General features: G+C 71.2%; 8 protein-coding genes. 7 read left to right on the top strand and 1 reads right to left on the bottom strand.

Annotated features, from left to right (window positions below; genetic code table 11):
• Window positions 1-2: 2 nt before the first annotated feature.
• The 5 genes from FH608_RS11165 (at window position 3) to FH608_RS11145 (ending at window position 9,369) form a co-directional block, all read left to right on the top strand.
• Entirely contained in the window at window positions 3-1,907 is a 1,905-nt protein-coding gene (locus FH608_RS11165; RefSeq protein ID WP_139630336.1) for a hypothetical protein, read from the top strand.
• A gap of 81 nt (window positions 1,908-1,988) precedes the next feature.
• Window positions 1,989-2,756, top strand: coding sequence for an RraA family protein (locus FH608_RS11160; RefSeq protein WP_139630335.1), 768 nt, complete (start codon window positions 1,989-1,991; stop codon window positions 2,754-2,756).
• Complete coding sequence (locus FH608_RS11155) at window positions 2,753-4,594, top strand: right-handed parallel beta-helix repeat-containing protein (RefSeq protein WP_193318348.1); 1,842 nt, start codon at window positions 2,753-2,755, stop codon at window positions 4,592-4,594. Before FH608_RS11160 ends, FH608_RS11155 begins: the two co-directional genes overlap by 4 nt.
• On the top strand, window positions 4,591-6,390 hold the full coding sequence (locus tag FH608_RS11150; protein WP_139630333.1) for a right-handed parallel beta-helix repeat-containing protein: 1,800 nt from the start codon (window positions 4,591-4,593) through the stop codon (window positions 6,388-6,390). Before FH608_RS11155 ends, FH608_RS11150 begins: the two co-directional genes overlap by 4 nt.
• A gap of 66 nt (window positions 6,391-6,456) precedes the next feature.
• Complete coding sequence (locus FH608_RS11145; protein ID WP_226899292.1) at window positions 6,457-9,369, top strand: glycosyl hydrolase; 2,913 nt, start codon at window positions 6,457-6,459, stop codon at window positions 9,367-9,369.
• A 29-nt stretch (window positions 9,370-9,398) separates the two neighbouring features.
• Here FH608_RS11145 and FH608_RS11140 read toward each other — a convergent pair whose 3' ends face one another.
• Complete coding sequence (locus FH608_RS11140; protein WP_139630331.1) at window positions 9,399-10,262, bottom strand: nucleoside hydrolase; 864 nt, start codon at window positions 10,260-10,262, stop codon at window positions 9,399-9,401.
• A gap of 90 nt (window positions 10,263-10,352) precedes the next feature.
• Between FH608_RS11140 and FH608_RS11135 the strand changes: the two genes are divergently transcribed.
• Entirely contained in the window at window positions 10,353-11,798 is a 1,446-nt protein-coding gene (locus FH608_RS11135) for a pectinesterase family protein (protein WP_139630330.1), read from the top strand.
• Between the two features lie 11 nt (window positions 11,799-11,809).
• Window positions 11,810-13,087, top strand: coding sequence for a hypothetical protein (locus tag FH608_RS11130; RefSeq protein ID WP_139630329.1), 1,278 nt, complete (start codon window positions 11,810-11,812; stop codon window positions 13,085-13,087).
• Window positions 13,088-13,095 lie beyond the last annotated feature (8 nt).

Here is a 13,095-nt window from a genome sequence, read left to right as displayed (position 1 = left end):
ACATGCGCGAGATCACGGCAACGGTCCCCCTCGGCGTGCCGCCGACCTGGGCGGTGCTCGAGCGCAGGCTGTTCGACGCGCTCGACGAGGCCTGGCGGGCGTTCGCCGCCCGCTACTGCGGGCCGGACGGCCGGCTCATCTACCACGGCCCCGCCGCCGACCGCGACGGCGCCGACGACTTCTACGAGGCGTTCTTCAACTGGCCGACGCTCTACCAGCTCGGCGGCGCCGACGACCTGCTGGACGCCGCCAAGCACCACTGGGAGGGCGTGACCGCGCAGCTCACCGAGCTGGGCTACCTGGTGGACGAGTACGAGCGCGGCTACGACTGGTTCCACCAGGGCGAGTCGATGCTGCTGTTCTACGGCATCTGCGCCGCCGACCCGCGCGACGAGCGCTTCCGTGACCGCGCCCGCCGCTTCGCCGATCTCTACCTGCCCGGCTCCGCCAACTACGACGAGCGCCACGACATCATCCGCGCCCCGCACAACGGCGCCGGCGGCCCCCGCTACGGCCTGCAGTGGGAGTGGGCCTCCTACCACACCGACCTGACCAGCATGCGGCCGTTCGGCCTGCCGCTGCGCGACCTGCCCGGCATCGACGAGTGGGACGACCTGGCCGACCCGAGCAACGCCGCCCGCATGGGCGCGGCCATGAGCGAGCGCATCGGCCGCGGCGACGTGGCCGTCAACCTGGCCGCGACCAGCCTGGCGGTCAACGCCTGGCTGTACGACGGCGACGACCGCTACCGCGACTGGGCGCTGCGCTACATCGGCGCCTGGCAGCGCCGCGCGGAGGCCAACGGCGGGATCCTGCCCGACAACGTGGGCCCGTCCGGCAAGGTCGGCGAGCTGCACGGCGGCCGCTGGTACGGCGGCAACTACGGCTGGCAGTGGCCGCACGGCCTCTACAGCGTGGGCGCCGCCGCCGCGATCGCCGCCGTCAACGCCCACCTGCTGACCGGCGACGACGCCGCGCTGGCCATCGGCCGCGACCCGCTGGACGTCGTGTACGACAGGGCCGTCCAGGCCGGCCTGACCGAGACGGACATGAGCATCAGCGACCGCTGGCTGGCCGAGCTCGGCGACGAGGCGGGCAAGCCCACCATGCTGGTGCCGAACCGGCACGACGACCACGGCTGGTTCGACTTCCAGCCGCCGCAGCTCGGCCTGCCGGTGTGGCTCTGGCACACGTCGCTCGCGAGCGCGGACGCCGGCCGCATCGACCGGGTACGCGCGGCGTCGGGCTACGACTGGGCCACGGTGCGCCCGTTCAGGAACAAGGAGGAGGCCGGGCACGAGGCGCCCTGGCTGGAGTTCCTGCGCGGCGCCAACCCGGGCTTCCCCGAGGCCATGCTCTCCACCGCGCTCGGGCAGGTGCAGCGGCGCCTGGCGCTGGTCGCCGACGACCGCGCGGACCTGTCCACCATCCACGTGCACCACTGGCAGCGGCTCAACCCGGTGCTCACCGAGGCGCTGCTGCAGCTGGTCACCGGCACCCCGCAGGTGCTCTACAACGGCGGGCTGCTGCCGACCCGGCTGGCCTACTTCGACGCCGACCGCCACCGCCCCGGCCTGCCCTGCGACGTGGCCGCGCTGGTCGACTCGGTCCGCCCCGGCGGCACCCGCGTCGAGCTGGTCAACCTGGGCCTCACCCGCACGAGGCGGGTCGTGGTGCAGGCGGGCGCGTTCGGCGAGCACCGCATCGACCGCGCGGTGGTCACCCGCGGCGGCGACGGCTACCCGGGCGACCCGCGCGCCTACACCTCGCCCCCCATCACCGAGTCGGAGCAGGAGGTGGCGGTGGACGGCCCGCGCCTGCTCGTGGAGCTGCCGCCCGGCCGCCGCATCCGGCTCGACCTGCACACGACCGCGCGCGCCCGCACGCCGTCACATCAGCACTACTGAGACGCGTCCGCACGCGGTCACACGGGACCACCGGACCGCGCGCGCCCGCACGCCGTCACACCAGAACCACTGAGGAGATACATGGACGACGCCATCTGGGATCTGCCTGTTCGCGGGCCGCTGCCCGCCGAACCCGATCCCGTCGTCGTGGAGGGTCTGTCGCGGGTCAGCTCGGCCACCGCCTGCGCCAAGCTGCACGGCCAGGGCATCCGGCGGACCTTCATCGAGGGACCCCGTCCCATCGCGCAGGGCCAGAAGATCGCCGGCCGGGTCCGCACGCTGCAGTTCATGCCGCAGCGCGAGGACATCGCCTCCGGCCTCGGCCAGGAGTACGTCGAGCGGCACACCGCGCTCTGGGCCGTCCTGGAGACGATCGAGCCCGGCGACGTGCTCCTCGTGCAGGCGTACGGCAGCGCCTACACCGGCTGCTTCGGCGACATGCTGGTGCGCTACTTCAAGAAGAAGGGCGGCGCGGGCATCGTCGTGGACGGCCGGATCAGGGACCTGCCCCGCGTGAGCGGCATCGGCCTGCCGATCTGGAGCACGGGCGCGACCCCGCACTACGCCTCGCAGGCGGAGCTGTTCCCGTGGGCGTACGACGTGCCGGTGGCCGTGGGCGGCGCGCTCGCGCTGCCCGGCGACCTGTGCGTGGCCGACGACGACGGCGCCGTGGTGGTGCCGCGCCGGCGCGCCGCCGCGGTGCTCGAGGCCGCCGCCGACCACGAGCAGTGGGAGCGCTACAGCCGCGCCCGCATCGAGGAGGGCGGGGCGCTTTCCGACTACTACCCACTCACCCCCGAAACCCGCGCCGAGTACGAGCGGTGGCGGAACGTAAAGGAGAGCCAGTGATCCTCAAGTCCCTGGGCGCGGTCGTCTTACTCGTCGGCGGCCTCGCCGCCCCGAGCACGGCCGCCCCGAGCACGGCCACCGCAGCGAAGAACACGTGTGACTACTACGTCTCCCCCTCGGGGGACGACCGCGGCGACGGCAGCGAGCGGCGCCCGTGGAAGTCGATCGAGCAGGCCCGCGACCAGCTCCGGGACAAGAAGAAGCACCACCAGAAGTGCGACATCGTGGTCAACGTCAAGGCGGGTGACTACGTAGTCGACGAGACGATCACCTTCACCGAGGAGGACTCGGGCCAGGACGGCCACAAGATCATCTACCGCAGCGCCGACGGCCCCGGCAAGGCCAGGCTGCTCGGGGCCAAGCCCCTGACGGGCTGGCAGAAGTACGACGACCACATCTACAAGACCAAGGTCGACCGGAACTTCTACACCCTCTTCGAGGACGGCGCCCGCGCCACCACCGCCCGCTACCCCAACAGGACCAGCGACGACCTGTGGTCGCCGTACCTGTTCTCCGTGCTGGGCGAGCCGGAGAAGGAGGCGGTGCACCAGTGGCTGTACTTCAAGCCGGAGGACGTGCCGCAGGAGTGGGACGCCGACTTCGACAAGAACGCGCAGGTCGTGGTCTGGTCGGGCGGCTCGTGGAGCTGGTTCACCGACACCGTGCCGCTCGGCGGCGCCGACTTCCGCAAGAACTTCTTCACCCTCAACCACTGGGCCCGCTACTCGTTCGTCAACAGCCGCAGCGGCTCGCGCTACTTCCTGCAGAACACGCTGCGCTTCCTCGACCAGCCAGGTGAGTACTACTTCGACTTCGCCAACAGCGAGGTCTACTACTGGCCCAAGGGCTCCATCGACAAGGTCGTGGCCCCGACCGTCAAGACCATCATCTCGCTCGCCGGCTCCTCGCCCGACGACCGCGTGCACGACGTGGCCTTCGACGGGCTGGCCCTGCAGTACTCCGACTTCGTGGACTGGTACCGCGCGGGCTGGATCAGCGAGGGCGACTCCGGTTACGAGCACAAGTACCCCGTCTACGACCGGCAGATCGAGATGCCGCGCAACCGGTTCGGCATGATCACGCTGACCAACTCCCGCGACATCGACCTCACCGGGCTGCACCTGTCGGACAGCGGGTTCATGGGCGTCTACATGCTCTTCGCCAACGAGCGGGTGAAGGTGTCGGACAGCCTGCTGGAGAACATCGGCGCCGACGGCATCAAGGTCGAGGGTGGCTACCCCGGCGAAGGCGACATCTCCGGGCATCACACCATTTCGAATAACTACATCTACCACGTCGGCGAGCTGGTCCCCGGAGACGCGGCCGGCATCGAGCTGATGAGCACGGGCAACAACACCATCAGCAACATCAACGTCAAGCACAGCGCCCGCTACGGCATCAGCCTCGAAGTACGTCCCGAGGTCAAGAACGAGGACAACTACGCCCGCAACAACAGCTTCTCGTACATCAAGCTGGAGGAGACGGGCCTCGACAGCGGCGACATGGGCGCCTTCTACACCTACGGCGTCAGCAACACCGAGCCGCACCTCAAGGACAACAGCGTCAAGCAGATGGTGATCACGGACGTGATCAACGACCCGGCCGGGGCCATGCCCGACAGCGGGACCCGCGGCGTCCACATGGACGCGGGCGGCTGCGGCTTCACCTTCGAGAACATCGAGGTCGGCCAGGTCAGCGACGACAAGTACCAGAGCTACCAGTGCAACGACGTCACCAACGCCAACTGGGCCGACGGCTTCGACGCCTCGAAGATGGAGTACGACAAGATCGGCGTGACCAGCGCCTTCCCGTACCCGATCCCCGGGGCCTCCCAGTGAAGGTCGTGACCACGGCGGCGGTGGTGCTCGCGGCGCTCCTCGTCGCCCCCGCCGCCGACGCCGAGGCGCCCTGCGAGCCGGCCGAGTTCACCGTCGCGCCGGACGGGACCGACAGCGGACCGGGCAACGCCCAGCACCCGTGGAAGACGATCGCGTACGCCCGCGACCAGGTCAGGGCCAAGAAGAAGAACCAGAAGTGCGACATCGTGGTCAACGTCAAGGCCGGTGACTACGTCGTCGACGAGACCATCGAGTTCACCGAGGCCGACTCGGGCGAGAACGGCCACAAGATCGTCTACCGGAGCGCGGACGGGCCGGGCAGGGCCCGCCTGCTGGGCGCCAGGCCGGTGACCGGCTGGGAGAAGTACAAGGACGGCATCTACAAGACCAAGGTCGACCGGAACTTCTACACCCTCTTCGAGGACGGCGTCCGCGCCACCACGGCCCGCTTCCCCAACCGCAGGTCCGACGACGTGTGGGCGCCCTACCTCACCTCCAAGCTCAAGGAGCCGGAGAAGGAGGCCGTGCACCAGTGGCTCTACTCCTACCCGGGTGACTGGGACAAGAGCTGGAACCTCGACAACGCGCAGGTGATGGTCTGGTCGGGCGGCAGCTGGAGCTGGTTCACCGACACCGTCCCGATCCAGAACCCGTCGTGGGACGACAACCAGCTCACCCTGGAGTACTGGACGCGCTACGCCCTGGTCAACAGCCGCGGCGGCTCGCGCTACTTCCTGCAGAACTCGCTGGACTTCCTCGACCAGCCGGGTGAGTACTATTTCGACTTCGCCAACAGCGAGGTCTACTACTGGCCCAAGGGCTCCATCGACAAGGTCGTGGCCCCGACCGTCAAGACCATCATCTCGCTCGCCGGCTCCTCGCCCGGCAAGCGCGTGCACGACGTGGCCTTCGACGGGCTGGCCCTGCAGTACAGCGACTTCGTCAGCTGGTACCGCAACGGCTGGATCAGCGCGGGCGACTCCGGCGAGGTGCACAGGTACCCCGAGTACGACCGGCAGATCGAGATGCCGCGCAACCGGTTCGGCATGATCACGTTGACCAACACCCGCGACATCGACCTGACCCGGCTGCACATCTCCGACACCGGCTTCACCGCGGTCTACCTGCTGTTCGCCAACGAGCGGGTGAAGGTGTCGGACAGCCTGCTGGAGAACGTCGGCGCCGACGGCATCAAGGTCGAGGGGCCGTACCCGGGCGAGGGCGACGTCGCCGGCCACAACGTCTTCACCGACAACTACATCCACCACATCGGCGAGCTGGTGCCCGGGGACGCCTCCGGGGTCGAGCTCATGAACACCGGGAACAACGAGGTCAGCCACACCGTCGTCAAGCACAGCGCCCGCTACGGCGTCAGCCTGGAGGTCCGCCCCGAGGTCAAGGACGGCGACGGGTACGCGCACGGCAACGTGTTCAAATATCTCCGCATCGAGGAGGCGGGGCTGGACAGCGGTGACATGGGCGCCTTCTACACCTACGGCGTCAGCAACACCGACCCGCACCCGATCACCAACCACGTCTCCCAGGTCGTGATCGGCGACGTCATCCCCGACGCGTCGATGCCCGACAGCGGGACGCGCGGGGTGCACATGGACGCCGGCGGCTGCGGGTTCTCGTTCGAGAACATCGAGGTCGGCCAGGTGACCGACGACAAGTACCAGAGTTACCAGTGCAACGAGGTCACGAACGCCAACTGGGCGGACGGCTTCGACGCCTCGAAGATGGAGTACGACAAGATCGGCGTGACGAGCTCGTTCCCGTACCCGATCCCGAGTTGACGCGATACGGGGCCCGGCCTCCCCGGCCGGGCCCCGCCCCCTCTCAGGCACCCCCTGGAGCGCATCGTGTATGACCTCACGCGCCGGACCTTCCTCGTCCTGGGCACCACCGCTCTCGCTCTCTCCACCCAGCCCGCGTCCGCCGCCACCGCGCCGGGGGCGGGCTGGTTCGCGCGCCCGCGCGCGGCCGTCCGGCCGAGGGTGCGCTGGTGGTGGCCCGACGCCCACGTCGATCCCGCCGAGATCAGGCGGGAGGTGGACCAGCTCGCGGACGCCGGCTTCGGCGGGGCGGAGATCGCAGCGGTACACCACAGCATTTCCGACAAATCAGTACTTGATCCGGTCGGGCATGGCTGGGGCACCCCCGCCTGGAACGCCGCCGTCGAGGCCGCGCTCGACCAGGCGGCCAGGCGCGGCCTGACCATCGACCTCACCATCGGACCGTCCTGGCCCGCCGCCGTCCCCACGATCACCCCCGAGAGCCCGGCCGCGGTCAAGGAGCTGGCGCACGGCTCGGTGACCGTGGCCGCGGGCGCCACGTACACGGGCGAGGCCCCGCCACCCGCCGTCGAGGGACGCCCCGCGCGCACGCTGCTGCTGGTCCAGGCGGCCAGGATCGACACCGCGAACTCCACCCGCGACGAGACCGGCCTCGACCCGGCCTCCGTGCGGGAGGTGCCGGTGACGGGCACGACCGTGAGCTGGACCGCGCCCGCCGAGGGCGAGTGGGTGCTGATCGCGTACTGGGAGCGCGGTTCGGGCCAGCGCCCCGAGTCGGGCCCGCACACCGCGCCCGAGGCGTACGTCGTCGACCACTTCAGCAGGGCCGGCACCCAGGCGGTGATCGACTTCTGGGAGTCCCGGCTGCTCACCCCGGCCGTCCGAGGGCTGCTGAAGCGGTCGGGCGGCGCTCTGTTCGAGGACTCCATCGAGATCGAGGCGGGCGGGCTGCCGTGGACGCCGGGGATGCTCGCCGAGTTCGGGCGGCGGCGCGGCCATCCCCTCACACCCCTGCTGCCGGTGATCGTGCTGGCGGACGAGGACCCGGTCTTCGCGTACGACGCCGCGCTCACCCGGCACGCCCGTAAGGACTACTGGGACACGGTGTCCGAGCTGTTCAACGAGCACCACTTCACGATGCTGCGCGACTGGGCCCACTCGCTCGGGCTGGAGCTGCGGGCGCAGCCGTACGGGCTGCGGACCGACGCGATCGCCAGTGCGGCCGTCCTGGACGTGCCGGAGGGCGAGTCGCTCGGGTTCAAGAACCTCGACGACTACCGCTGCCTGGCCGGGGGCAGGGACCTGGCCGGGCACGAGGTGCTGTCGTGCGAGGCGGGGGCGTACGCGGGCGGGGCGTACACGACCACCTGGACGAAGCTGCTGAGCACGATGGGGGGCGCGTACGCGGCGGGGCTCAACCAGACCGTGCTGCACGGCTTCTCCTACGCCACCGCGCCCGGCGCCGGCTGGCCCGGCTTCGCCGCCTTCACCCCGTACGGCGGGACCGCCGGGTACTCCGAGTCCTGGGGTCCGCGCCAGCCCACCTGGCACCACATCACCGACGTTTCTGGATATTTCGCGCGAATTCATCAGATCATGCGCGAAGGCGCGCCACGTGCCGACGTGGCGGTGCTGCGGCAGACCGGATACACCAAGACCGGCCTCGGGGCCTCCTGGTTCACCGCGAGCGGCGTCCCCACCGGGTGGACCCACCAGTTCGTCAGCCCGCCCCTCCTCGACCTGCCCGCCGCCCGCGTCTCGTCCGGCCGCCTGGCGCCGTCCGGCCCGGCGTACAAGGCGCTGTTCGTGGAGGGCGACAAGTTCTACGCGGGCGAACGCACGATGACGGTGCCGACGGCCGAGCGGCTGCTGGAGTACGCCCGGGACGGGCTCCCCATCGTGCTGCTCGGCGCGTGGGAGGCGGCCTCGGTGCCGGGCGTTCCCGGGGACGGCGAGAACGAGCGCCTCCGCGCGGTCGTCGCCGGCCTCCTGGCCGAGCCCACCGTCCGCGTGGTCGCCGACCAGACCGACGTCCCCGCCGCGCTCGCCGCCCTCGGCGTGCGCCCCGACGTCCGGTACGCCACGGCCTCCACCCTGCTCACAGCCCGCCGGGTGGCCGGGGAGGTGGATTACTACTACCTGTGCAACGGCAAGCACGTCGAGAACCCCAAGCCGCCGGTGACCGCCGTCGACCACGAGGTCACGCTGGCCCGTACGGCCCGCGACGGCGTCCCGTACCTCCTCGACCCGTGGACCGGCCGCGCCGAGCGCATCGCCCTGTACGCGGAGGACGGCGACGGGATCCGCCTGCGCGTGGCCCTGCGACCGGGCCAGGCCCGGGTCGTGGCCATCGGGCGTCCGGGGCTGTTCGGCACCGGGGCCGCGCACGCGCCCCACGCCACCGCGACGGACGCGGACCTGGTCAGGTTCGGCAAGGGATCGCTGGTGGCGCGGGCCTCGCGCGCCGGGGCGTACACGACCACGCTCTCCGGCGGCCGGACGGCCACCGCGGTCATCGGCGCCGTCCCCGAGCCGGTGAACCTGTCGTCGTGGCGGCTGAAGGTGACGGACGTCCGCCCGGATGGCCCGCTCACGCACCCGCTGTCCCTGGACCGGCTCGCCCCCTGGTCCGACATTCCCGACCTGGCCGACGTATCCGGCATCGGGGTCTACAGCACGGAGGTCAGCCTGGAGGGCGGGGCGTACCTGGACCTCGGCGCGGTCACCGACACCTGCCGGGTCCGCGTCAACGGCCGCCCCCTGCCCCCGGTGGACCTGCTGGACCCGGTCGTGGACGTGGGACCCTACGTGCGGCGGGGCACCAACACGATCGAGGTGGAGGTGGCGACCCCGCTCGGCAACCGCCTCAGGGTGGCGGACCCGGCCGTCTACGGCGGCCTGCCCCGGCGGCCGTACGGGCTCATGGGCCCGGTCCGGCTCCTCCCGTACGGCGAGGCCCGTCTGCCCGGCACGCCCTGATCACGAGATAGGGCCTCCGGGCGGCGCGGTCAGGGGGCGGCGGCCACGATCCGGCGGACGATCTCGCGGGCCACCTCGCCCGTGCGGGCCGAGGTGATGATCCGGGTGCGGCCGCCCCCGGGCGAGAACGCGCTCGACCCGTCGCCCCCCACCGTGACCCGCCCGTCCGGACTGGACGTGAAGAGGCCGGGCGCCAGCAGGGTCAGCACCGCGATGGGGTCGTGCGGGTTGTTCCACTCGGTGTTGCGCACCCGCCACCACTGCTCGATCTCCGCCTTGAGCGCCGACCCGAGCGGGCCCGCCGCCCCGATGGCCGAGACGTCGGCCGCGCCCAGCCGGACCTGGGTGGTGATCTCCAGGCCGGTCACCGTGATGGCCGCTCCGGAGCCGAAGACGACGGCCGCCGCCTCCGGGTCGCTGCGGAAGTTGTGCTCGGGCTCGGGGCCGTCGAACCGGCCGCCCATGATCCACAGTCGCCGTACGTCCCGGGCGAACGAGGGCGCGGCGGTGATGGCGCGGGCGAGGTCGGTGAGCGGCCCGACCGCCACCACGTCCACCTGGCCGGGCGCGCGGCTCACCCGATCGATCAGGTACGCCGCCGCGTCGCCGTCGTCCACCTGCTCGTCGCCGAGGTCGGGGAAGAGCGCGCCCTCGTGCCCGGCCCACCAGACGGGCCGGGCGGTGAGAGGGTCGGCGGCGCCCGGGACGACGGTCAGTGACCGCCCCGCCAGCCGCGCGAAGCGCTTGGCCAGGCGCGCCCGCAGCAGCGTGTCGCCGTAGACGGTGGTGCAGCCCAGCAGGTCGACCTCGGGCGAGCCGAGCAGGACGGCGAGCGCCAGCGCGTCGTCCACGTCGGAGCCGATGTCGGTGTCGAAGATGACGCGCGCGATCACACAGACCATGTTGGCGGTCTTGACCGCGCCCGTCGAGAGAGATACATATCTATTCACATCCAACTATCCATTCGCTGATGAGAGGTGGATGTGAAGGCAACCCTCACGACGCTCATGGCCGCGGTCGCGCTGGCCTTACCGACCACGGCGGCACAGGCGGCCACCGGCGACGAGCCGACGTTCTCGGTGCCCGGCCGGGGCGGCGCGACCTGCGTCGACGCGCCCCTGACGATCAAATTCCCGACTCCCCCGACCCTCGGCTCCTCCGGAGCGATCGAGGTGCGCCGCGCGGACGGCACGCTCGCCGACCGCATCGAGGCGGCCACCGCCAGGACGGACAGAAAGAACATCGGCAGCGCGATCTCCGACACGGGCCTGCCGCACGACTTCTCGTACGAATCGATCATGATCGACGGCGACACGGCGAGCGTCTACCTGCACCGGCAGCTGGAGTACGGCCAGGAATACGTCGTCACCGTCGATCCCGGCGTGTTCACCGGCTTCGACGGCGAGGGCGACGGCTGGCGATTCAGAACCACGAAGCACAGGGCCGGCAAGGGGCGCCACCTCACGGTCGCCGCCGACGGCACCGGCGACTTCTGCACCGTGCAGGGAGCCGTGGACGCCGTCCCGACCGGCAACACGCGGCCCGTGACCATCGACGTGCGCCCCGGCGTCTACACCGAGATCGTGTACGTGCGCGAGGACCGCCCGCACCTCACCGTCCGCGGCGCGGGGCCGGGCCGGACCGTGATCCGGTACCCCAACAACGACCTGCGCAACGGCGACAAGGCGCTGAGCGACGGCGGCCCCGCCGACGTGTGCCCGCGCCGCGTGCTGGAGACCTCGGACCTGCACAACTGCTGGCGGGCGTCGTTCGGGGTGGACGCGGCCGACTTCCGGCTGCGCGACCTCACGGTGCACAACACGACGCCCGACGGCGGCTCGCAGGCCGAGGCGTTCCGGGGCAACAACGACCGGATCGCGCTGGAGCACGTGGACCTGCGCAGCAACCAGGACACCCTGCGCCTCCAGGGCAAGGGCTTCGTCACCGACAGCCACATCAGCGGCGACACCGACTTCGTGTGGGGCACCGGCACGGTGTTCATCCAGGACTCGGTGCTGGAGTCCACCGACGGCGGCTACATCTCGCAGAGCCGCAACGACGCGACCCGGCCCGGCACGGTGTTCGTCCGCACCCGGCTGACGCGCGCCCCCGGCGTGCCGGACGGCTCGGTGCTGCTGAGCCGCAGCGCCGTGTGGCGGTTCACGCACAGCCAGACGGTCTTCATCGACACCGCGATGGACGGCCACATCGCCCCGGTGGGCTGGGGCATCGACCCGAACGACTGCGCGCAGGCGCCGAACCTCTCCTTCTGGGAGTACGGCAGCACCGACCTGAACGGCGACCCGATCGACACCTCCTCCCGCCTGCCCTGTTCCCGCCAGCTCTCGGCCGCGGAGGCGGCGCAGTGGAGCGATCCCTCGTTCGTCCTGGGCGGCTGGGATCCCGAGCCGGGCCACCACCGACAGTGAAGGGGCCGAAAGTGAAGGAGACGCAGGGCATGAACGGAACGGGCAAGCCGGCGAGCAGGCGCGCCCTGATCGGCGGGATGCTGGGCGGCCTCGGGGCGACGGTCGCCGCGAGCACGGTCGTCGGCGCGGTCGCGGGCCCCGCCCTGGCGGACGGCCCCGCCGGACACGGCGGCAAGGCGGCCCCCCGGCCGGTGGCACCGGTCAACCAGGAGATCGCCGCCAGATTCGGCCCGGAGTACAAGACGCTCCCGGCCGCCGCGGCCGGGGTCGACATCGAACCTCTCATCGCCATGCACTCGGCCGACGACATCGCGGCCCGGCGCGCGGCCATGGCCGGCTACATCTGGAAGGGCGCCGGCCTGCCCACCTCGCTGCCCACGGTGGAGAAGGGCGTGGACGCGCCCGACTTCGCCTCGCTGACCGGGGTGCGCAGGATCGACCGCCTGACGGTGCCGCTGCGCTACCAGGTGTCGGCCAAGGTGTACGACATCGTCCCGCAGCGCGCCTGGAACCGGCGGCTCGCGCTCTACCACAACGGCCACGGCGAGCCGTTCGACACCATGCTCCGCACCGTGCAGGCCCTGCTCGACCGCGGCTACCGGGTGATGGCGTACGCGATGCCGTTCCACCACTGGAACCAGCAGCAGATCGCCGACCCGAAGGATCCCGCCACGCTGCTGCCCAACCCGTCGCACCGCGAGCTGCCGCCCTGGGAGAGCGAGGAGTTCTCGACGCTGACGTTCTTCCTGGAGCCGCTGACGGTGACGCTCAACTACGCGCAGGCCACGTACCGGCCGAAGAGCGTGGAGATGATCGGCCTGTCGGGCGGCGGCTGGACGACGACGGTGTACTCGGCGCTCGACCCGCGCGTCACCCGCAGCTACCCCACGGCCGGGTCGCTGCCGTTCTTCCTGCGCGCCGCCTCCCCCAAGCCGAGCCCCACGACCGGCGACTTCGAGCAGACGAAGGCGTCGTTCCCCGGCTTCTACGCCGCCGCCACCGCCGGCACGTCGGACGACTTCCTCGACATGTACGTGCTGGCGTCCGTCGGCCGGGGGCGCGGGCAGCTGCAGATCCTCAACCGGTTCGACGAGTGCTGCTTCAACGGCGTCTCGCACCGGGTCTATCAGGCGCCGGTGCGCGACCGGGTGGCGCTGCTCGCCGGCGGCCGGCCCGATCAGGGGCGCTGGGACCTCCTGGAGGACGCCACGCACGACGACCACACCATCTCGCCGTACGCGCTGTCGGTGATCCTCTGGGATCTTGACACGACAAATGTAACAACATAATATCGGGA

Source organism: Nonomuraea phyllanthi (assembly GCF_006334985.2).
Lineage (GTDB): Bacteria > Actinomycetota > Actinomycetes > Streptosporangiales > Streptosporangiaceae > Nonomuraea > Nonomuraea phyllanthi.
The sequence above is the reverse complement of the archived record's forward strand: the minus strand, read 5'-3'. Positions and strand labels throughout refer to the sequence as shown.

Coding starts and splice junctions, on each gene's coding strand:
- FH608_RS11165 (WP_139630336.1), top strand. CDS start 3: ATGCGCGAGATCACGGCAACGGTCCCCCTCGGCGTGCCGCCGACCTGG.
- FH608_RS11160 (WP_139630335.1), top strand. CDS start 1,989: ATGGACGACGCCATCTGGGATCTGCCTGTTCGCGGGCCGCTGCCCGCC.